Genomic DNA, 18,063 nt, shown 5'->3' with positions numbered 1-18,063 from the left:
ATGAGCGAATCTGAATGGAGCAGCCTGCTCCCGCTTCCTATAGGCAGTCATGCCGACCACCACGCGCAGTTGTCGCTTCATCTGGCAGGCGACGCTTCACGCGAGGATCTGGAGCACTTCATCCACCAGTGCTTTGCCACCGTGCACCAAGCGGATGTGCAGCACTACTTGCCAGAGCTGCTGGCATTGCATGACAGCCACGGACGCCTGATCGCAGCGGCCGGCATGCGATCAGCCTGCGACGGGCCTCTGTTTCTCGAGCGGTATCTGGACGCCCCTTTGGAGGTCGCTGTTTCGCGGGTCGCCGGTGTTGCCCTGGACCGTACAGGCATGGTCGAAGTGGGCAACCTGGCCTCACTCAGCCCTGGCAGCGCCCGAATCATGATCATTGCCGTGACTTGGATGTTGGCTTCGCGTGGCCTGGAGTGGGTGGCATTCACCGGCGCGGCGACACTGATCAACAGCTTTCAACGGCTGGGCTTGATGCCTACCGTTTTGGCTGCGGCTGATCCTGAGCGCTTGCAGGGGCAGTCTAATCAGTGGGGAACGTACTACGACCAACGACCACAGGTGTTCGCCGGCAACATCGGCCATGGCTTCGATGCCCTGACCCGGGCGGGGGTGTTCCAACGCCTTGGGTTTCCCAAGCTGGCCCAGGAGACCGGTCATGCCGCATGAACTGCATCTCTTTCACGCGTTGTTGCTCCAGCATGCCCAGCAAAAACCCGATTTTGTAGCTGTTCGGGGCCTGGGGCAGTGTTTCACCTACCGGCAATTGCTTGACGAGGTGGAATTGCGTGTAGCCCGCTTGCTGACCAGGCCAGCGGGCACGTTCGTCATGGTGCTGGATAACGGGCCTGAACTGCTTTTCTGGGACTTGGCGGCTCTTTTCGCCGAGCGCACTAGTGTGATCGTACCGCCGTTCTTCAGCGCGGCTCAGTTCCGGCACTGCCTGCAGCAGAGTGGTGCCACGAGCGTGCTGTGCGAGACGCAGTGGACCGCCCAGCTTCTTGAGCAAGGGTTTACCCAAAAGCTGGCAGAAGGCTTCCTGACGCGTAATGACGTCGTCGCGCCTGAATTGCCGGCGGGCACCGCAAAAATCACCTACACCTCCGGTAGTACCGGGAGCCCCAAGGGCGTATGCCTGGGCGCCGAGGCCATGCTGCGGGTAGCGCGGGAGCTGGAAGCTGCAAGCCGACCAACCGAGCCTCAGCAATACCTGGCGGTACTGCCACTGGGTGTATTGCTGGAGAACCTCGGCGTATATGCCGCGCTCATGGCGGGCGCCTGCGTCAAGCTCTACCCGCAGCAACAGTTGGGCATGGGCGGCGCAAGTCAGGTGGATTTCAAGCGCTTGCTCGCTGCGATTGCCCTAAGCGGTGCACAAAGTCTGATCCTCGTGCCGCAACTGCTGATGGGGCTGGTCACCGCTATCGAGCGCAGGCTCATGGGGGTTGGCCCACTGCGATTCGTGGCCGTGGGCGGCGCCCGGGTATCACCCAACCTGCTGGCTCGGGCCGATGCCGTGGGCTTGCCAGTATTCGAAGGCTATGGCTTGTCCGAATGCACCTCGGTGGTTGCGCTGAACCGACCGTGGGCCGTTCGCCCTGGCAGCGTCGGTAAGCCCTTGCCCCATGTGCAGGTGCGCATTGCTGACGACGGCGAGGTGCTGGTGGCTGGCTCGACCTTACTGGGTTATCTGGAAGAGGCGCCGGTCACCGGCGAATGGTGGGCGACGGGCGACCTCGGTCACCTCGACGAAGAGGGCTACCTGTACCTTGACGGGCGCAGTAAGCACCAGTTCATCACCAGCTTCGGTCGTAACGTCAACCCGGAGTGGGTTGAGTCGGAGCTGACTCAGGGCGGCGTGATTGCACAGGCATTCGTGCATGGCGAAGCCTTGCCGCACAACCTGGCGCTGCTCTGGCCACTGGACCCCGCCGCCAGCGACGAGGCTATCGAGCAGGCCGTACGGCACTGCAACGCGCAACTGCCCGATTACGCGCATGTGCATGCCTGGCGCCGTTTGCCGGCCCCGCTAAGCCCCATTGATGAAACCCTGACTGCCAACGGCCGCCCACGGCGCGAGGCGATCCTGCAGCGTTACCAAACCCTGTTATCCGACATCGCGTTGTGAGGTTCACCATGTCATTTTTCGATGCTTTGCAAACACAAACTGCCGAAGAACGTCAGGCGTTGTTCGCAGTGCCTGTAATCCGGGACGCGTTGGCCGGCCAGGTCAGCCTGGACAGCTACGTCGCCTTCTTGACCCAGGCCTACCACCACGTCCGCCATACGGTGCCGCTGATGATGGCCTGTGGCGCGCGTTTGCCGTCGCGCCTGGAATGGCTGCGCGGTGCCGTGTGCGAATACATCGATGAGGAGTACGGCCACGAACAGTGGATCCTCAACGACATCAACGCCTGCGGCGGCGACTGGGAAGCCGTGCGTGATGGTCGGCCAGCGCTACCAATCGAGCTGATGGTCGCCTACCTCTACGACCTGATTGCCCGCGGTAACCCTGTCGGGCTGTTCGGCATGGTCAACGTACTCGAAGGCACCAGCATCGCCCTGGCCACGCAGGCGGCGGCCACCATCCAGAGCACGTTGGGCTTGCCTGGCCAGGCGTTCAGCTACCTCAGCTCCCATGGTGCGCTCGACCAGGACCACATGGTGACCTACAAGCATTTGATGGACCGCCTCGATGACGAGGGCGACCAGCAGGCTGTGATCCACGCTGCAAAGGTCGTCTACCGCTTGTACACCGAGATGTTCCAGGGCTTGCCGCGCGCCGCGCAGCACGAGGTGCGTCATGCGCTTGCCTGAATCCGTGGTGGTTCTCACCGGCGCCAGTGGGGGTATTGGACTGGAGCTTGCCGGGCAATTGTGCGCTGCCGGTGCCCAGGTGCTGGCGGTCAGCCGGCACATGGGCAAGCTGGCTGGCCTGATGAATCGGTATCCGGACCGTTTGCGTTGGCAAGAAGCTGACCTGCGTAGCCAGGCAGGGCGCGAGCAAGTGGTTGGTCGAGCCCGCGAGATGGGCAATGTCAACGTTCTGATCAACGCTGCCGGGGTGAACCGCTTCGCCTTGCTCGATCAGTTGGGCGAGCACGAGCTCGATGAGCTGCTGGACATCAATCTGAAGGCGCCGATGCAACTGACACGTGGCTGCCTGCCGTTGCTGCGCACCCAGCCCAAGGCGCTGGTGGTCAATGTCGGGTCCACCTATGGCTCGATCGGCTACCCCGGCTATGCCACCTACTGCGCCAGCAAATTCGCCCTGCGTGGCTTTTCGGAAGCGCTGCGGCGCGAGTTGGAGGACACCACGGTGAATGTGCTCTATGCAGCGCCCCGCGCGACCCGCACCGCCATGAATAGCAGTGCTGCGACAGCGCTCAATCAAGCGTTGAAAGTCGGCATGGACGACCCGGCGGATGTCGCTCGTGCAGTGCTTCAGGCCGTGGAGTCTGAACGCAGCGAGCTTTACCTGGGCTGGCCGGAAAAGCTCTTCGTGCGCATTAACGGCATGTTGCCGGGTGTAGTCGACCGCGCACTGCGCAAACAATTGCCTGTCATTCGCCGCTACATCGGCAGCCACTCCAAGGAGTCGATCAAATGAAGCGACTGCTCATCGCCAGCTTGCTGGCATTCGCACCCTTCACCTGGGCACTGGATCAGACCGGCACACAGCACCTGAGTGAGCTGCAGCAGCGCTGGGCGCAGATCCAGTACCAGTTACCCAAGGACAAACGTGCTGACGCCTTCGAAAAGCTGGCGAGTGACGCGACGGCCTTCGTTCACCAGTATCCCGGTACCCCAGAGCCATTGATCTGGGAGGGCATCATCAACAGCAGCTGGGCGGGGGCCACCGGTGGCCTTGGCGCGCTAGGCAAGGTCAAGGCCGCGAAGGCTAGCCTGGAGCAGGCCATGAAACTGGACCCCAACGCCCTGCAGGGTTCGGCCTATACCAGCCTGGGCACGCTGTACGACCAAGTGCCCGGTTGGCCGATTGGTTTCGGTGATGCCGAGATGGCCGACAAGATGCTGCGCAAAGCCCTGCAGATCAACCCCGGCGGTATCGACAGCAACTATTTCTGGGCTGATCATCTGTATCGGCAAAAACGCTACCCGGAGGCTACCGCAGCCCTACACAAAGCCTTGCAAGCCCCACCGCGGCCGGGGCGTGAGCTGGCTGATCAGGGTCGTCGCGCGGATATCGATGCTTTACTCAAGGCGATCAAGGACAAACAGGACTGAACATGCGGCTTTTGCTGGTTGAGGACGATATCGCACTGGGAGAGGGGATCTGCGACGGTTTGCGCCAGCAGGGCTACACCCTCGACTGGTTGCGGGACGGTGTCAGTGGCTTGCATGCGTTGCAGCACGAGAGCTTCGACCTGGTGATCCTGGATCTTGGATTGCCGCGCATGGATGGCATTGAACTCCTGCGACGGGTACGCGCCGGCGGCGACAGCCTCCCGGTGCTGATTCTCACCGCACGGGATGCCCTCGATGATCGCATCACCGGCCTCGATGCCGGCGCCGACGATTACCTGGTCAAGCCGTTCGACCTCAACGAGCTGAAGGCACGCTTGCGCGCGTTGCTCAGGCGCAGCGCCGGCCGCGCCAAGGTCATGATCGAGCATGCCGGCGTCAGCCTCGACCCAGCTACCCAGCAAGTTCATTACAACGGCGTTGAAGTGGTGCTGACCCCCAAGGAATACATGCTGTTGCACGAGTTGCTGGCGCAGCCGGGCAAGGTTTTCACCCGCGAACGCCTGACCCAGCTGCTGTATGGCTGGGATGAGGAACCCGAGAGCAATACGCTGGAGGTGAACATCTACCAGTTGCGCAAAAAGCTGTTCAACGGGCTGATCCGTACGGTGCGCGGCATTGGCTATCTGGTCGAGGCCAAGGCATGAGCTCGCTGCGCCAACGCACCCTGTGGCGGGTGATGCTGTTGCTGCTGCTGGGGACCGGCCTGCTGGCGCTCTATAACTATCACGACAGCCGCCACGAAATTAACGAGGTGTATGACGCGCACCTGGCTCAAAACGCTCGCTTGCTGCAGGGCGTCATGAGCCTGCCGGTGCAAAGTGGCTCGCGTGAAGCAATGTACCAGGCATTCAACGAGGCATTGGCCCAGGCGGGCCACCATCGGGTAGGCCACCCCTACGAGAGCAAGCTGGCATTCCAGGTCTGGCAGGACGGCGCTGGCCTGCTGGTGCACACACCCAGTGCGCCGACCATCGAACCTCCACCGACGGTACCCGGTTTCTACGACTTTTCCAGTGGTGGCGAGCAATGGCGCGGTTTCGTGCTGCCGGTGCCGGAACGACACTGGGTGATCTGGGTGGGCGAGCGTGACGATGTGCGCTACGACTTGATCGATCGCATCGTTCGCCACACCCTGCTCCCGTTCCTGCTCGGCAGCCTGGTGTTGGCACTGCTGGTTTGGGCTGCTATCGGCTGGGGACTTCGGCCGTTGCAGAACATGGCCAACATCATCCGTGGGCGTCACGCCGATTCGCTAGAGCCGTTGCAGTTGATGCCTCTGCCCTCGGAGCTGGAGCCCATGCAGGCCGCCATCAACCGCCTGTTGGCGCAGATCGAGGACCTGTTGCGGCGTGAGCATCGGTTCATTGCCGATGCCGCCCACGAAATGCGCACACCCTTGGCCGTCCTCCGCCTGCACGCGCAGAACGCGCTGGAGGCCAGCAACGAGGCCGAGCGACACAAAGCGTTGGGCTTTCTGATGGGTGGGGTGGACCGGCTTACCAGGGTTGTCAATCAGTTGCTGACGCTGGCCCGTGTCGAGCCAAGGCTGGGGCAGCGAGCCGGTACTGAGATCGACCTGGCCGAAGTGATCACCGAGACCTTGGCCGACCTGACCCCGTGGATCCTGGACCGCGGCCTGGAGCCCTCGCTGGATATCGGTGAAGGCGACCATCACCTGACAATCGATGCCGGCGCCCTGGGCATCGCCCTGCAGAACCTGGTGTCGAACGCGGTGGAGCATTCACCGCCCGCTGGCCGCATCACGGTGTCACTCAGGCGCCTGGAGAATCACGTCGAGCTGGTCGTCGAGGACGAGGGGCCGGGTATCGATGAGGCCAGCCTGTCGCGCGTATTCGAGCGTTTCTACAGCCGTAACAGTCCCAATGGTGCAGGCCTGGGGCTTTCCATCGTGGCGACCATCGTTGACCGGATGGGCGGGCAGGTGCGTTTGCATAATCGAGCAAGCGGCGGGCTAGCCGCCACCTTGCTGTTTCCGGTGGGTTGAATTCCCCAGCATACTCGCCGCTAGCTCCTTCGCCACCATGTGCTCGGCAGGAAACCCAAGCCACATCCCGCCACGGCCGCACGCAGGATCGGCACGCTGCTGTTGGTGTTGGTGTTGGTGTTGGTGTTGGAAGATTGGTGCCAACCCTTTGCCGGTTACCATCTCTACTATCCTAATCGCCATGAACATTCATCAGCGTTCGGCGTTGTAGTTGACGCGTTACTCTACAAGCACTGAGTCATCGACGTTCAAGCCGTCTGAATTTGACCCGCCCGACCAACCCGCGAATGAGCAAGACGTCTCTCGCCACAGTGCGAAAGGCCCAACGAAAACTGTATTTATATACAACCAATCTGGCATCGGCTGCCCTGTAAATCCTGAGTGATGAAAAATCTGACGGGCGAGAGGTGGGAAAATGTGCGGACGATATTCGATCTATGAGTCGATGGATCATTACCTGCGCCAGCTGTCGCTGGACCTGGTGGTGATCAATGGCTACGACCACGCGCCAATCAACCGCTTCAACGTGGCACCGTCGACACGCGTCGAAATCATCCGCCCGGTCGACGATGGACTCAGCGTAGATCGGGTCAAGTGGGGGTGGTCGCCGTTTTGGGCGAAGGGGAAGCGGCCGGACCCGATCAATGCCCGGGCTGAAACGGTGCTAACAGGGAAATTCTTTAAAGACCTGTGGCCAGGTGGTAGAGCCCTGGCGCCGGCGAACGGCTGGTTCGAGTGGATACCAGACCCAGCGGATCCGAAGCGCAAGCAGCCGTACTACATCACAAGCGCCAACGGCGCCCCGCTCTATTTCGCTGCGCTTGCAGAAGTGCACCAGAGCACCGAGCCAGACGAGCGCGACGGATTTGTGATCATCACCGCAGCAGCGGATCAGGGACTTATCGACATCCACGACAGGAAGCCCTTGGTGTTGCCCCCTGAGCTCGCGCGGGAATGGATCGACCCAACCACATCGCCGCAGCGGGCTGCGACGATCGTGGAGCAAGGTTGCATGCCAGCTGCGCAATTCCGGTGGTATCCGGTCGGTAAGGCGGTAGGAAATGTGAGGAATGAGGGTGAGTCGTTGATTACACCGATGAACAACGAAAATCATCAGGGTCAGCTAGAGTTTTGATGAGTACAAGCACCGCGAGATAACGATCATGCTAAAACAAGAAGCAGACGACGTGATTGAGCGTATCAGGGACGATCTGAAAAGGCACGGTGTGCTGATCGGCTTTGATCCAGAGTTTACCACTGCCGAGTTCGGGTGCGACCTGGACCACTACGTTGCTCAGGTCAGAGAGGATCCGAACAACCGTGTACTAGGTATCGCGATACATGACGAAGGCTTATGGGCCCAGCTTCAGCAGGGAACGGTGTATCGCTGTGTTGTCAGTGATTGTCGAGGGAAGCTCTTCGGTATTCCTATTACGATAGAACCGAGAACCGATGCGTCCTACACCATTCAATACAAGCTCTAAATGCTACCTGCAGATTGATAGCCATTCAGCCCTGCCCAGTGGAGGGCTGATGCGGACACGATCAGGTTTTTCAGCGCACAAAGAAAAACCCCGCAGATTTTCATCTGCGGGGCTTTCGAATGTTGGAGGTCGAGGTCGGAATCGAACCGGCCCCGCCCGGCGTACTTGGTTGGGTCATGCCCCTCGCAATGTTGATCTTGGCCACCTCAGGCGGCCGGCTTGCAGCGTCGATCAGCTGCTGTACGTCGTGGCTTGGCCCACACCAACGAACTCTTCGACGTCATGGCCGCTCAGGTAGAGCTTGGGCAAATCGTCTTGGGTGAACTTGGGCGCGCCGTACTCATCGGTTGCCTGGGTGATGTGGTAGAGCTCGTGCTCGACGAGGGCGCAGAACTCAGCGTCGGAGCACTGGGCGCAGTAGTCGGCGGCCAGGGTGATGAGGTAGGTCGGCTCGTCTCCAAACCATTCCCGCATCTGCTGCTCTTGCCGAGCCTTTTGCCACCCGCCTGCGCGGAACATCAGCTGCTCGGCCTGGCCGAGAACTACCCCCCCTGCTTAGCGAATCCGGACGATGCCCATAGCCGGTACTTGGCCGCGCTCATGAATGGGTGCGGATGACCGGCGCTGAAGCCGTGTTAGGGTGCCTGTGATCAGCAGGGGACGGCCCTTTAAACAGCGTTGCGACCTCTTCGCTTTTCGCTCCGGCCGCCCTGCCCCTCTCATACTGCACTTTCAGCGTCATCTGCATAAGCGAAAAAGCCCAGCGCTAGGCTGGGCTCGGAGGATTTAGTTGGAAGGCTGTCTACTGTGATGCCAGTAGAGGTACAGCAATCCCAGTGGCGCGATGAAGATCGCCAGGAACCAGCACATGAACATCGTCATCACTTTGATAAACAGCATCAGCAGCGCATTCACGAAGAACATGTTGCGGCCCATGATGAAGCCCACCACGCTCTCGTACACAAATCGAGAATAGGGATAGAGCAAGGTACTCACCACCGAGATGGCTACCGTTGCGAAATCAATACCTAGTGGAGCGCGTGATTTCATGTAAATGAAAAAAGCCCCAAAGAGCGCGCCGAAGAATAACTGCCGAGCGAAGTAGCTCGGGGTTAGCCCCCCAAAAGTCATTGCCAAAAACTGTCGCATAAGATCCATCTCAAGGTTCAAGGGGCGCAAATTCTACCAGTCTGGCCCCACCTCAAGTAAATCCCTAAAACGAACAAGCCCAGCTCTATGGCTGGGGATTTTGGCGATGTTTGTCGAAGGCAAAAGATCATCAACCGGGTATGCGACCTGCTCGACATCGGGCCTGGCGCCACCTTCGTACCCAATGGAGGCGATGATGGCTCTGACGATGCCCGGCCCCATGCCGGTCACCCCTAATACCCCATCCCAAACCAAACCAAATTGCCACCATGCCGCATCCGGCCACGGAGGGCGGCGCATGCATAGAGCCATCGGGGGCAAATCTAAACCTCTGGAATATCGGCACTCCAAACAGCCAATTCGTATCCATCTTGGTCGGTGAAGTGGAATCTCCGCCCTCCAGGGAAAGAGAATATTTCTCGACTGATACGGGCGCCCGCCGAAACAAGTTTACGTTGCGACTCTTCGAGTTCAGTTGAATACAAGATCACCAGCGGGCCTCCGGGCTGCACGGGCTCCCCGGTCGTAAAACCACCAGTAAGACGCCCATCGCTAAATTCTGTGTAGCTGGGGCCATAGTCCACAAAGCTCCAGCCGAAGGCCTCACCGTAGAAAGCCTTGCTGCGCTCAATGCTCGCTACATTGAACTCAATGTTATCGATCTTGCTGTCTCTGCTCTGGCTCATCTAAACCTCCTTGTTTGATGCACGCAATCTAACACGACGCAGTCTTGTTCACCTCTAACAGCCACAGACCAAATCAATTTTTCGGCATTCACACTGCCACCATGCCGCATCCGGCCACGGAGGGCGGTGCATGCATGGACAAAGCCATGAACGTCGAGACATCGACCGTCACCAAGCGGCTGATCACCGAGGTGCACGGCCTCGACCCGATCAGTGTGTACCTCGAAGACCTGGCGCCATGGAGCCGAACCCTGACTGGGCTTACCTCTGCCGCGCCATCGCGACAGTTCAGCAGGCCCTGGGCAAAGAGTTTCCGATCGCCGCCTGACCCTCCGGCGCTGCCCGCCAGCACCTCAACGCTTGCCGCCGAGTGTGGGCGGCAGGGCCGTGAAGAACCAGTAGATTCCAGTTCCCAGCACCAGGGTCCACCGGCTTTGCGGGTTGAGAAACATCCCAATCACCCCAAGCGTGATCAGGGTCACCCCAGCCCACCGTCTGCGTTTCGGGTTGAACCATAGCTGGAACGCCCGAAGTCTTTCACGCAACTGCATTACCACTCTCCCTCTTTGGTAAGCGGCGAAGCATAACAACAGCAGCGCTGCACGCCAGCGCCTTCCCCACATACGAAAACGCCGCCTGATGAGGCGGCGCTGACTGACGAAGACCGGACGTTACCAGGTCTTCGGCTCTGACTTCTTGTACGAGCCACCGGTCATGCACTTCTCGACCAGGTCTTCGCGGGCCTTGTTGTCTGGAAGCGTTTTCAGGTAGTCGGGCTGACAGTGTTCGCTAGTCGGCTCATAGGCTGCCGTGTCGACGGCGTCTTCTTTGCAGCCCGCCAAGCTCATAACGAGTGCCGCAGCGAGGATTGAGGCAAGGCATGACTTCACGGTTTGAACCCCTTGTCCTGGCTCTCATCAGGCGGAGTGATGTTCCAGAGATTCTCGCTGGCGTCCTGCTGTGCCTGCGCCTTCTTCTCTTCCTCGGACTCCCAGCACCCGCTGAGGGACAGGGCAGCAATGGCGATGATGGCTGAGCCAATGATGGTGCGTTTCATGAGGTTCCTTCCTGTGAAATGGCCGGGCGTTATAACAAACATCCCCACCCTCCGCAAAACGTGGCGCCGTGCCATCAGCCAGCGCCTTCCCCTATTCAATGATAACGCCTCTCCGGCGACGGCGGCTCCTTGGCGATCAGCCACTGCCCGGGCTGTTGCAGCCTAGTCTTCGACAACTCGGAACTGCATCTCCACCGGACCGCCGGGTGCACGCGACTCCATCACCGAAACATGCTTTGCCCCGCAGTGCTGGCAGTAGAAGGCCTGCCTGTTCAATTCTTCATCGTGATCCAGCTCTGCTTCCGTTTCTTTCTCACAGTTCTGGCAGACGAACTTTGTAGTCATCTCCGGACCTCCTCTACCAATGAAACATTCAGCGTAGCCCGGCTTGCCAGGCTCCGAGGTATCCCCATGCCCACAGAAAACAAACCGACCAAGCCGCTGAAGGTTGAGCGCTCGATGGTAACGAAGCTGGTGATCACCGGCGCACCTCGGCTGGACACGATCACCGTGTTCCTTGAGGACTTCGGCCCCCCCCTTAAACGTCAGCCGTAACGCGCCAGGAGTACACTTGCACTCCCACCCAGCTGTAACCCCTCTCCCTCTATTTCGAGGCGGCGAGAAGATCGGCGGCAGGAGCGCCCTCGGCAGCGATGCGACGAGCTTGAGCCACTCCCCTAGCAAGCATCCTCGTCATCGACTCGCCTGGCTGAGAGGTGAATGCCTCTTCGTATAAAGCCATCCCTCACCGGGCATAAATCCCCAAGAACATCTGCGTCCCACCAGGTTGGCAAAACCTCACCCGAACATCAATACGAGTGCCGTCATTCGGCAACGCTGACCTGGCCGCCTCAGTTCGGCAGTTGCAGTTCCGCGATATCAGACCGAAGGCGGCCTCGGAAATCGAGGACATAGCCACGCCAGCAGGCTGCTGGGCCACTCCAAAGAAGAGATCACGAAGCGGGTCTACCGCCGAGTCGGCGAGGTCGTCAGCCCGACCAAATAACGACCTGATGCGGAAACGATGCCTGATTATGCGGAAATGATTGGGTTTTCTGACGCGCAAATAAAAACCCCGCAGACGTTAATCTGCGGGGCTTTCGAATGGTGGAGGCCGAGGTCGGAATCGAACCGGCGTAGACGGATTTGCAATCCGGAGCATAACCACTTTGCTACTCGGCCTCAAAGGTCGGATCTAGCTGCTTGCGCTTTGCTATCTCCTTGAAACGCTGAAACTTTTTCAAAGTTTGCTGCGTTTCGATGGGCGCCATTATGTCTTCATTCCTTTCACCTTGCAACCCCCTGAACGAAAAAAAATTTCAACGGGTTCAAGGTGTTAGCGCAGGCGGCTGAGTTTACTCCATAAGCCCACCACGGTGTTCTCCACCGTGCCGCTGGCAGCCATGCCGATTCGCTCTTGAAGGCTCTTGCGTTCGGCATAGTGAAGGTGGAACAGATTGGCGTTGCGCGCGCGGGCGCTGAGGTACTCGTCGCTGGTCTGCAGTTCGTCCACCAACTGGCGGTTGAGTGCGGCAACGCCGAGCCAGACTTCTCCTGTGGCCACTTCATCAATATGCAGTTGCGGGCGATAGCGGGCGACAAAATCCTTGAACAGCTGGTGGGTGATGTCCAGGTCTTCCTGGAACTTCTCCCGGCCTTTGTCGGTGTTTTCGCCAAATACGGTCAGGGTGCGCTTGTACTCGCCGGCGGTCAGCACTTCGAAGTCGATGTCGTGCTTCTTCAACAGGCGGTTGATGTTGGGCAACTGCGCCACCACCCCGATCGAACCCAGCACGGCGAACGGCGCACTGACGATTTTCTCGCCGATGCAGGCCATCATGTACCCACCGCTGGCGGCCACCTTGTCGATGCACACGGTCAGCGGGATGCCCGCCTGGCGAATGCGCGCCAGTTGCGATGCAGCCAGGCCGTAGCTGTGCACCAGGCCACCACCGCTTTCGAGGCGCAGCACCACTTCGTCACGCGGGGTGGCGAGGGTCAGCAGCGCGGTGATTTCGTTGCGCAGGCTTTCGGTGGCAGAGGCTTTGATGTCGCCATCGAAGTCCAGCACGAAGACCCGGCCCTTTTCCTCGGCCTTGCCTTTCTTCTGCTGTTTTTCCGCCTTGGCCTGCTGCTTGCGCAAGGCCTTGAGCTGGGCCTTGTCGAGCAGGCCGGACTCCAGGCGCTCGCGCAGGTCCTTGTAGAATTCGTTCAGGCGGGTGACCTGCAGTTGCCCACCCGGTTTGCGCCGCCCTTTGCTGCGCAACCCGGCGATGGCCGACAGCACCACGAGGATAGCGATGACCAGGGTGGCGGTTTTGGCGAGAAAGCTTGCGTACTCGGCAAGAAACTCCACGTTGACTCCTTAAATACCTGCGCCAAAGCGGCGCGTAACTGTTGCAAGCATACCGCTGCACCTGAGGCGCTGCCAGCCGGTGTAAACGCTGGCAACACCTTTCAAACAACCTTTTCAAACGCTTGTATGTTTTTTCGTTGACAGCCCGTGTGCTGCATCCTAACCTCGCAGCAACCTCCAAACAGGCCGGAACCTTTCGTGGGCAACCTCTACCTGATCCGACATGGCCAAGCCTCCTTCGGTGCCGATGACTACGACGTCCTCTCGCCCGTGGGCGTGCGCCAAAGCCAGGCCTTGGGTGAGCACCTGGCCCAACTGGGTATTCGGCTGGACCGCTGCGTGGCAGGCAACCTGCGCCGCCAGCAGGATACCGCACGCCTGGCCCTGGAGGCCTTGCATGCCAGCGGCTGCCCGGCGCCGGCTGTTGAGACCGACGCCGCGTTCAATGAGTTCGATGCCGATGGCGTCATCCGCGCCCTGTTGCCCGGGCTGCTGCCAGAAGAACCCGATGCCCTGCACATCCTGCGCAATGCTGCGCAGCACCGCAGCGAGTTCCAGCGCCTGTTCGCCTTGATGGTGCAGCGCTGGCACGCGGGCGAACATGCCGACGATGGCCTGGAAAGCTGGCAGGCGTTCACCCACCGTGTACAAGGTGGCCTGCAGCGCGTGCTGGATGCCGCCGGCAGCGGCGACAATGTCGCCATCTTCACCTCGGGCGGCACCATCGCCGCCCTGCTCCACCTGGTTACCCGTATTACCCCCAGCCAGGCGTTCGCGCTGAACTGGCAGATCATCAACACGTCGCTCAGCCAGCTGAAGTTCCGCGGCCGCGACGTGGCACTGGCCTCCTTCAACAGCCAGGCCCATGTGCAGCTGTTGAGGGTACCGGAGCTTGTCACCTATCGATGAGCCCGGTTTGTTGTGTCCCTGCGGGGACGTGTAAATAACTCTATAAGGAATGCGCCATGACCTCCGTAGCTGATGCCGTCAAAAAGATGCAAGAGAAGTTCAACCCATCCGCTGCCGCCGGCCTGGACCTGGTGTTCGGCTTCAACATCACCGACGAAGGCAAGCAATACGCGCTGATCGTCAAAGACGGCACCTGCGATCTGCAGGAAGGCGAAAACCCGGACGCCAACTGCACCCTGGTGATGGACAGCGAAACCCTGAAGGGCATCGTCAGTGGTGAAACCGACGGCATGCAGGCCTTCATGGGCGGCAAGCTGCGCGTTGAAGGCGACATGATGCTGTCGATGAAACTCAGCGAGCTGTTCCCGTCCTGAGGGCTGGGTACACCGGATGATCGAAAAACCGAAGCCGTGGCGGCTTCGGTTTTTTTTTGCCCTGCATTCGGTGCAGTGATCGACCTGCAACACCCTCGCCTATATGGCACTTGGCACGCTTGTTCCAGCGCCGTCAGGCCATTAGATTAGCCAATAGTCCTTGCGATCGAGAATAAGGAAAACGCATGACGCTCACCGACCAGTCCACCCAGGTACGCCCCGGCGAAGAACTCGACGCGGCCGTCATCGACCCTTACCTCAAGGCCAACATCCCCGGCCTGGACGGCCTGCCGCGCATCAGCCAGTTTCCCGGGGGGGCCTCCAACCTCACCTACCTGGTCAGCTACCCCGGCCGGGACTTCGTGCTGCGCCGCCCGCCATTTGGGCAAAAGGCCAAGTCGGCTCACGACATGGGCCGCGAGTTCCGTATCCTCAACCAGTTGAACAGTGGTTTCCCCTTCTGCCCCAAGGCGTATGTGCACTGCACCGACAGCAGCCTGATCGGCGGCGAATTCTACGTCATGGAACGGGTCAAGGGCATCATCCTGCGCTCGGACATCCCCGCCGAGCTGAACCTGGACGCCCGCCGCACCGAGGCCCTGTGCAAAAGCTTTATCGACCGCCTGGTCGAGTTGCACCAGGTGGACTACAACGCCTGTGGCCTGGCCGACCTGGGCAAGCCGGAAGGCTATGTGCAGCGCCAGATCGAGGGCTGGACCAGCCGCTACGAAAAAGCCCTGACCCCCGATGCCCCACGCTGGGAAAAGGTGACGGCCTGGTTGCACGACAAAATGCCCGCCGACCATCCAAAGCCCGCCATCGTGCACAACGATTACCGCTTCGACAACGTGATCCTCGACGCCGACAACCCCATGCGCATCATCGGTGTGCTGGACTGGGAAATGGCCACCCTGGGCGACCCGCTGATGGACCTGGGCAACAGCCTGGCCTACTGGATCGAGGCCGACGACCCGGCGCCGGTGCAGATGATGCGCCGCCAGCCGAGCAACGCGCCGGGCATGCTCACCCGCCGCCAGTTCGTAGATTACTACGCCGAGCGCGCGGGCATCCCGCTGGACAACTTCGATTACTACTATTGCTATGGCCTGTTCCGCCTGGCCGGCATCGTCCAGCAAATCTACTACCGCTACTTCCACGGCCAGACCCAGGACAAGCGTTTCGCCCAGTTCATCCACATGAACCGCTTGCTGGAGCAGATGAGTTTGCAGGTCATAGCCAAGTCCAGCCTCTGAACAACGCCCACGACGACGGATAACAAGGAAAACAGCATGTCCAAGACCCACCTGTTCGACCTCGACGGCAAGATTGCCTTTGTTTCCGGCGCCAGCCGCGGCATCGGCGAAGCCATCGCCCACCTGCTGGCCCAGCAAGGGGCGCATGTGATCGTTTCCAGCCGCAAGCTCGACGGTTGCCAACAGGTGGCCGAGGCAATCACCGCGGCGGGCGGCAAGGCGACGGCGGTGGCCTGCCACATCGGTGAGATGGAACAGATCCAGCAGGTGTTTGCCGGCATCCGCGAACAGTTCGGGCGCCTGGACATCCTGGTTAACAACGCCGCCACCAACCCGCAGTTCTGCAACGTGCTGGACACCGACCTGAATGCCTTCCAGAAGACCGTGGACGTGAACATCCGTGGTTACTTCTTCATGTCGGTGGAAGCCGGCAAGCTGATGCGCGAGCATGGCGGCGGCAGCATCATCAACGTGGCGTCCATCAACGGCGTGTCCCCCGGCCACTTCCAGGGTATCTATTCAGTGACCAAGGCGGCAGTCATCAACATGACCAAAGTCTTCGCCAAAGAGTGCGCCCAGTTCGGCATTCGCTGCAACGCCCTGCTGCCGGGCCTGACCGACACCAAGTTCGCCTCTGCACTGGTGAAGAACGACGCCATCCTGAAGGCCGCACTGCAGCAGATTCCGCTCAAACGCGTGGCCGACCCCAAGGAAATGGCCGGCGCGGTGTTGTACCTGGCCAGCGATGCCTCCAGCTACACCACCGGCACGGCACTCAACGTCGACGGCGGCTACCTGTCCTGATCAGGCTTTGACCGCCACCAAGGTGTAACTCAGGGGCAAGCGTGCAGGCTGCTCGCGCAAGCGGTACTCACCATCGCTGCCCTTGAGCATCTGCCCCGGCAGCGCCTCCCAGGGGATGCTCTGGTGCTCGACCAGTGCCGTCAATTGCAGCCCGTGCGCCAGCAGGGCAGTCACGACTTCACCCAGGCCGTGGTTCCATTCGTGGGTTTCGGTGTGGGCAAGGCGCTGTTCGGTCTCGACGTAGGTCTGGTCGTTGTGCCACACCGTCGGCGCTTCGTGCTCGAAATACGGGTATTCGAGCTGCAGGCGGTCCTGGTGGTCTTCGTTGATGGCCATCAGCATCGGGTGCCCATCGCGCAGGAACAACCGCCCGCCAGGCTTCAGCAGCGCAGCGACCGCACGCGCCCACGGCTCGATGCGCGGCAACCAGCAGAGCGCGCCAATACCGGTGTAGACCAGGTCGAACGTGCCTGCCGGCAGTACCTTGTCGGCGGCATAGACGTCGGACTCGACATACTCAATCGGCACCGCGCAACGCTCGGCCAGTGCCCGCGCTTCCGCCAGCGAAGCCGCCGAATAATCCAGGCCGCAGACCTTGGCGCCAAGGCGTGCCAGCGACAAGGTGTCTGTGCCGATGTGGCACTGCAGGTGGACGGTGTTCAGCCCGGCGATGTCGCCAAGCAAAGGCAGGTCGAAGCGGACGGTTTCGGAAAGGTGCCCGGGGCGCTGGACCAGAATATCGACTTCGTATTCCTTGGAGGCAGCGTGCAGCGGGGCGCGTTCGTCCCAGCTGGTGCGGTTGAGTTGCAGTGAGCAGTCCATGGTGTCTTCCTTGAGTGGTGACGGCTCATGCTAGCCGTCACCTACTTCCCCGCGACACCCCTGCCTTGCTAAAAATTGTAAAGCCCGAAAAACACCCACCGAGCAAACAACTGGACTGCCCTGGCCCTTACAGGCAGGTAGCCGCCGCTGCCCGGCGCTGCAGCGCCACGCCGTCATTCTTCTGCGCGTAGTAGTCGACCCGCGCCCCGCCCGCCTGGGGGTAAACATCCACAAACGCCTCGGCCTCACGGGTATACACCGTGAACCCGCCCTGCTTGCGGGGTTCCAGGTAACCACTGGCATCGTCGCCGAACACCTTCTCTTCCTGCCAGCTGAACTGGATGCACTGGGCCACCAGCTCCGGCGCCTTGTGCGAATCGAGCTGCGCAGTCGGCTTGCCGCCGCGGGCCGTCTCCATGGTCGCAGAAGCACAACCGACCAGCATCAGCGCTGCGGCCATCGGCAGAATCGCACGCATGTTCCATCCTCAGGGTATTGAAAAAGATGCGACTCTAGCACTGGCGGGCATCGCGAGTGAATTGTCACGCGCATGCCGCTGTCGCAGATAAGGTATGCCGCCATCAGGAGCACCACATGAAGCTTCACTATCTGCTACTCGCCGCCCTGCCCTGCCTGCCTCTGGCAGTCAGCGCCGCGCCCTCCAGCGAAGAAAGCATCACCGCCCCGGAAACCCACAATCGCACGCTTGAAGTGGGCGACAAGGCCCCGGACCAGTACAAACGCGACGAGGAGGCCATCAAGGACTGGAAAGCCAAAGGCTTGCCAGCACCGGAGAAGGAAAGCCATTGGGTACGCATGGGTGACCACTACGTGCTGGTGCAGATCACCAACGGGGTAGTGCTGGCGATTCAGCCGGCATCCTGAT

General features: G+C 60.6%; 24 protein-coding genes, 1 tRNA gene and 5 pseudogenes. 17 read left to right on the top strand and 13 right to left on the bottom strand.

Features of this window, described 5'->3' with window-relative positions:
* The 7 genes from ACN6NG_RS08895 to ACN6NG_RS08865 are packed head-to-tail and all read left to right on the top strand — an operon-like array spanning position 1 to position 6,283.
* Positions 1–678 (top strand): thermostable hemolysin, encoded by a 678-nt coding sequence (locus ACN6NG_RS08895; RefSeq protein WP_474313549.1) that lies wholly within the window; start codon positions 1–3, stop codon positions 676–678.
* The gene (locus ACN6NG_RS08890; RefSeq protein ID WP_474313547.1) at positions 668–2,137 is read left to right on the top strand and encodes an AMP-binding protein; all 1,470 of its coding nucleotides are present in this window, start codon (positions 668–670) and stop codon (positions 2,135–2,137) included. Before ACN6NG_RS08895 ends, ACN6NG_RS08890 begins: the two co-directional genes overlap by 11 nt.
* 8 nt (positions 2,138–2,145) lie before the next feature.
* Positions 2,146–2,826, top strand: coding sequence for a TenA family transcriptional regulator (locus ACN6NG_RS08885; RefSeq protein WP_474313544.1), 681 nt, complete (start codon positions 2,146–2,148; stop codon positions 2,824–2,826).
* On the top strand, positions 2,813–3,619 hold the full coding sequence (locus tag ACN6NG_RS08880) for an SDR family oxidoreductase (protein ID WP_474313542.1): 807 nt from the start codon (positions 2,813–2,815) through the stop codon (positions 3,617–3,619). Before ACN6NG_RS08885 ends, ACN6NG_RS08880 begins: the two co-directional genes overlap by 14 nt.
* On the top strand, positions 3,616–4,257 hold the full coding sequence (locus ACN6NG_RS08875; RefSeq protein ID WP_016498942.1) for a hypothetical protein: 642 nt from the start codon (positions 3,616–3,618) through the stop codon (positions 4,255–4,257). Before ACN6NG_RS08880 ends, ACN6NG_RS08875 begins: the two co-directional genes overlap by 4 nt.
* A gap of 2 nt (positions 4,258–4,259) precedes the next feature.
* Positions 4,260–4,922 carry a response regulator gene (locus tag ACN6NG_RS08870; protein WP_474313539.1) on the top strand — a complete coding sequence of 221 codons (663 nt, stop codon included), beginning with the start codon at positions 4,260–4,262 and terminating at the stop codon, positions 4,920–4,922.
* A complete protein-coding gene (locus tag ACN6NG_RS08865; RefSeq protein WP_474313537.1) occupies positions 4,919–6,283 on the top strand; it encodes a sensor histidine kinase in 1,365 nt (454 codons plus the stop codon). Before ACN6NG_RS08870 ends, ACN6NG_RS08865 begins: the two co-directional genes overlap by 4 nt.
* A 6-nt stretch (positions 6,284–6,289) precedes the next feature.
* On the opposite strand, the pseudogene ACN6NG_RS08860 reads toward ACN6NG_RS08865, so the two are convergent.
* A pseudogene (locus ACN6NG_RS08860) lies at positions 6,290–6,387 on the bottom strand (LysR family transcriptional regulator); the annotation flags it as partial.
* Between the two features lie 10 nt (positions 6,388–6,397).
* Here ACN6NG_RS08860 and ACN6NG_RS08855 point away from each other — a divergent pair.
* From ACN6NG_RS08855 to ACN6NG_RS08845, 3 genes and pseudogenes are all read left to right on the top strand, one after another.
* Positions 6,398–6,520, top strand: a pseudogene (locus tag ACN6NG_RS08855) (LysR family transcriptional regulator); the annotation flags it as partial.
* Positions 6,521–6,698: 178 nt separating this feature from the next.
* Entirely contained in the window at positions 6,699–7,418 is a 720-nt protein-coding gene (locus ACN6NG_RS08850; protein ID WP_353456263.1) for an SOS response-associated peptidase family protein, read from the top strand.
* 28 nt (positions 7,419–7,446) lie between these two features.
* Entirely contained in the window at positions 7,447–7,767 is a 321-nt protein-coding gene (locus tag ACN6NG_RS08845; protein ID WP_049277011.1) for a hypothetical protein, read from the top strand.
* A gap of 100 nt (positions 7,768–7,867) precedes the next feature.
* Here ACN6NG_RS08845 and ACN6NG_RS08840 read toward each other — a convergent pair.
* The 7 genes and pseudogenes from ACN6NG_RS08840 to ACN6NG_RS08810 form a co-directional block, all read right to left on the bottom strand.
* Positions 7,868–8,348 (bottom strand): annotated as a pseudogene (locus ACN6NG_RS08840) (putative metallopeptidase); the annotation flags it as partial.
* A gap of 205 nt (positions 8,349–8,553) precedes the next feature.
* Complete coding sequence (locus tag ACN6NG_RS08835; RefSeq protein ID WP_063422742.1) at positions 8,554–8,916, bottom strand: hypothetical protein; 363 nt, start codon at positions 8,914–8,916, stop codon at positions 8,554–8,556.
* Positions 8,917–9,239: 323 nt separating this feature from the next.
* Positions 9,240–9,602, bottom strand: a complete 363-nt coding sequence (locus tag ACN6NG_RS08830) for a VOC family protein (RefSeq protein WP_474313535.1) — start codon at positions 9,600–9,602, stop codon at positions 9,240–9,242.
* A gap of 353 nt (positions 9,603–9,955) precedes the next feature.
* Positions 9,956–10,153: a hypothetical protein gene (locus ACN6NG_RS08825; protein WP_197898241.1), complete on the bottom strand. Its 198-nt coding sequence runs from the start codon at positions 10,151–10,153 to the stop codon at positions 9,956–9,958.
* 120 nt (positions 10,154–10,273) lie between these two features.
* On the bottom strand, positions 10,274–10,492 hold the full coding sequence (gene trbK / locus ACN6NG_RS08820; protein WP_279923728.1) for an entry exclusion lipoprotein TrbK: 219 nt from the start codon (positions 10,490–10,492) through the stop codon (positions 10,274–10,276).
* A complete protein-coding gene (locus ACN6NG_RS08815; RefSeq protein WP_474313532.1) occupies positions 10,489–10,659 on the bottom strand; it encodes a hypothetical protein in 171 nt (56 codons plus the stop codon). Before ACN6NG_RS08815 ends, trbK begins: the two co-directional genes overlap by 4 nt.
* 162 nt (positions 10,660–10,821) lie before the next feature.
* Positions 10,822–11,004: a hypothetical protein gene (locus ACN6NG_RS08810; protein ID WP_063422729.1), complete on the bottom strand. Its 183-nt coding sequence runs from the start codon at positions 11,002–11,004 to the stop codon at positions 10,822–10,824.
* A gap of 66 nt (positions 11,005–11,070) precedes the next feature.
* Here ACN6NG_RS08810 and ACN6NG_RS08805 point away from each other — a divergent pair, with 66 nt between their 5' ends.
* Complete coding sequence (locus ACN6NG_RS08805; protein WP_474313530.1) at positions 11,071–11,214, top strand: hypothetical protein; 144 nt, start codon at positions 11,071–11,073, stop codon at positions 11,212–11,214.
* 49 nt (positions 11,215–11,263) lie between these two features.
* Here the strand turns inward: ACN6NG_RS08805 and ACN6NG_RS08800 are convergent.
* Positions 11,264–11,488, bottom strand: a pseudogene (locus tag ACN6NG_RS08800) (hypothetical protein); the annotation flags it as partial.
* A gap of 1 nt (position 11,489) precedes the next feature.
* On the opposite strand from ACN6NG_RS08800, the pseudogene ACN6NG_RS08795 reads away from it, so the two are divergent.
* Positions 11,490–11,665 (top strand): annotated as a pseudogene (locus ACN6NG_RS08795) (integrase); the annotation flags it as partial.
* Positions 11,666–11,767: 102 nt separating this feature from the next.
* Here the strand turns inward: ACN6NG_RS08795 and ACN6NG_RS08790 are convergent.
* Positions 11,768–11,841: transfer RNA gene (locus ACN6NG_RS08790), tRNA-Cys, on the bottom strand.
* Between the two features lie 154 nt (positions 11,842–11,995).
* A complete protein-coding gene (gene sohB, locus ACN6NG_RS08785) occupies positions 11,996–13,015 on the bottom strand; it encodes a protease SohB (protein WP_016498905.1) in 1,020 nt (339 codons plus the stop codon).
* Positions 13,016–13,213: 198 nt separating this feature from the next.
* Here sohB and ACN6NG_RS08780 point away from each other — a divergent pair, with 198 nt between their 5' ends.
* From ACN6NG_RS08780 to ACN6NG_RS08765, 4 genes are all read left to right on the top strand, one after another.
* Positions 13,214–13,924 carry a histidine phosphatase family protein gene (locus tag ACN6NG_RS08780; protein ID WP_063422717.1) on the top strand — a complete coding sequence of 237 codons (711 nt, stop codon included), beginning with the start codon at positions 13,214–13,216 and terminating at the stop codon, positions 13,922–13,924.
* A 56-nt stretch (positions 13,925–13,980) separates the two neighbouring features.
* Positions 13,981–14,298, top strand: coding sequence for an SCP2 sterol-binding domain-containing protein (locus ACN6NG_RS08775; protein ID WP_016487959.1), 318 nt, complete (start codon positions 13,981–13,983; stop codon positions 14,296–14,298).
* Between the two features lie 185 nt (positions 14,299–14,483).
* Complete coding sequence (locus tag ACN6NG_RS08770; protein WP_197898244.1) at positions 14,484–15,551, top strand: phosphotransferase family protein; 1,068 nt, start codon at positions 14,484–14,486, stop codon at positions 15,549–15,551.
* Positions 15,552–15,587: 36 nt separating this feature from the next.
* Positions 15,588–16,355: an SDR family oxidoreductase gene (locus ACN6NG_RS08765; RefSeq protein ID WP_474313527.1), complete on the top strand. Its 768-nt coding sequence runs from the start codon at positions 15,588–15,590 to the stop codon at positions 16,353–16,355.
* On the opposite strand, the gene ACN6NG_RS08760 is transcribed toward ACN6NG_RS08765, so the two are convergent.
* Both ACN6NG_RS08760 and ACN6NG_RS08755 read right to left on the bottom strand, forming a co-directional pair.
* Positions 16,356–17,177 carry a class I SAM-dependent methyltransferase gene (locus tag ACN6NG_RS08760; protein ID WP_474313524.1) on the bottom strand — a complete coding sequence of 274 codons (822 nt, stop codon included), beginning with the start codon at positions 17,175–17,177 and terminating at the stop codon, positions 16,356–16,358.
* Positions 17,178–17,304: 127 nt separating this feature from the next.
* Entirely contained in the window at positions 17,305–17,655 is a 351-nt protein-coding gene (locus ACN6NG_RS08755) for a hypothetical protein (RefSeq protein ID WP_016498900.1), read from the bottom strand.
* 116 nt (positions 17,656–17,771) lie between these two features.
* On the opposite strand from ACN6NG_RS08755, the gene ACN6NG_RS08750 reads away from it, so the two are divergent.
* The gene (locus ACN6NG_RS08750) at positions 17,772–18,062 is read left to right on the top strand and encodes an RcnB family protein (protein ID WP_016498899.1); all 291 of its coding nucleotides are present in this window, start codon (positions 17,772–17,774) and stop codon (positions 18,060–18,062) included.
* The last annotated feature ends 1 nt before the right edge of the window (position 18,063 follow it).

Source organism: Pseudomonas sp. TSO6 (assembly GCF_056098905.1).
Note: the sequence above shows the minus strand (reverse complement) of the source record. Positions and strands in the feature narration are given on the sequence as shown.

Bases quoted from the DNA above. Each gene is read 5' to 3' on its own strand.
- ACN6NG_RS08895 (WP_474313549.1), top strand. From the start codon at position 1: ATGAGCGAATCTGAATGGAGCAGCCTGCTCCCGCTTCCTATAGGCAGT.
- ACN6NG_RS08890 (WP_474313547.1), top strand. From the start codon at position 668: ATGCCGCATGAACTGCATCTCTTTCACGCGTTGTTGCTCCAGCATGCC.
- ACN6NG_RS08885 (WP_474313544.1), top strand. From the start codon at position 2,146: ATGTCATTTTTCGATGCTTTGCAAACACAAACTGCCGAAGAACGTCAG.
- ACN6NG_RS08880 (WP_474313542.1), top strand. From the start codon at position 2,813: ATGCGCTTGCCTGAATCCGTGGTGGTTCTCACCGGCGCCAGTGGGGGT.
- ACN6NG_RS08875 (WP_016498942.1), top strand. From the start codon at position 3,616: ATGAAGCGACTGCTCATCGCCAGCTTGCTGGCATTCGCACCCTTCACC.
- ACN6NG_RS08870 (WP_474313539.1), top strand. From the start codon at position 4,260: ATGCGGCTTTTGCTGGTTGAGGACGATATCGCACTGGGAGAGGGGATC.
- ACN6NG_RS08865 (WP_474313537.1), top strand. From the start codon at position 4,919: ATGAGCTCGCTGCGCCAACGCACCCTGTGGCGGGTGATGCTGTTGCTG.
- ACN6NG_RS08850 (WP_353456263.1), top strand. From the start codon at position 6,699: ATGTGCGGACGATATTCGATCTATGAGTCGATGGATCATTACCTGCGC.
- ACN6NG_RS08845 (WP_049277011.1), top strand. From the start codon at position 7,447: ATGCTAAAACAAGAAGCAGACGACGTGATTGAGCGTATCAGGGACGAT.
- ACN6NG_RS08835 (WP_063422742.1), bottom strand. From the start codon at position 8,916: ATGCGACAGTTTTTGGCAATGACTTTTGGGGGGCTAACCCCGAGCTAC.
- ACN6NG_RS08830 (WP_474313535.1), bottom strand. From the start codon at position 9,602: ATGAGCCAGAGCAGAGACAGCAAGATCGATAACATTGAGTTCAATGTA.
- ACN6NG_RS08825 (WP_197898241.1), bottom strand. From the start codon at position 10,153: ATGCAGTTGCGTGAAAGACTTCGGGCGTTCCAGCTATGGTTCAACCCG.
- ACN6NG_RS08815 (WP_474313532.1), bottom strand. From the start codon at position 10,659: ATGAAACGCACCATCATTGGCTCAGCCATCATCGCCATTGCTGCCCTG.
- ACN6NG_RS08810 (WP_063422729.1), bottom strand. From the start codon at position 11,004: ATGACTACAAAGTTCGTCTGCCAGAACTGTGAGAAAGAAACGGAAGCA.
- ACN6NG_RS08805 (WP_474313530.1), top strand. From the start codon at position 11,071: ATGCCCACAGAAAACAAACCGACCAAGCCGCTGAAGGTTGAGCGCTCG.
- ACN6NG_RS08775 (WP_016487959.1), top strand. From the start codon at position 13,981: ATGACCTCCGTAGCTGATGCCGTCAAAAAGATGCAAGAGAAGTTCAAC.
- ACN6NG_RS08770 (WP_197898244.1), top strand. From the start codon at position 14,484: ATGACGCTCACCGACCAGTCCACCCAGGTACGCCCCGGCGAAGAACTC.
- ACN6NG_RS08765 (WP_474313527.1), top strand. From the start codon at position 15,588: ATGTCCAAGACCCACCTGTTCGACCTCGACGGCAAGATTGCCTTTGTT.
- ACN6NG_RS08760 (WP_474313524.1), bottom strand. From the start codon at position 17,177: ATGGACTGCTCACTGCAACTCAACCGCACCAGCTGGGACGAACGCGCC.
- ACN6NG_RS08755 (WP_016498900.1), bottom strand. From the start codon at position 17,655: ATGCGTGCGATTCTGCCGATGGCCGCAGCGCTGATGCTGGTCGGTTGT.
- ACN6NG_RS08750 (WP_016498899.1), top strand. From the start codon at position 17,772: ATGAAGCTTCACTATCTGCTACTCGCCGCCCTGCCCTGCCTGCCTCTG.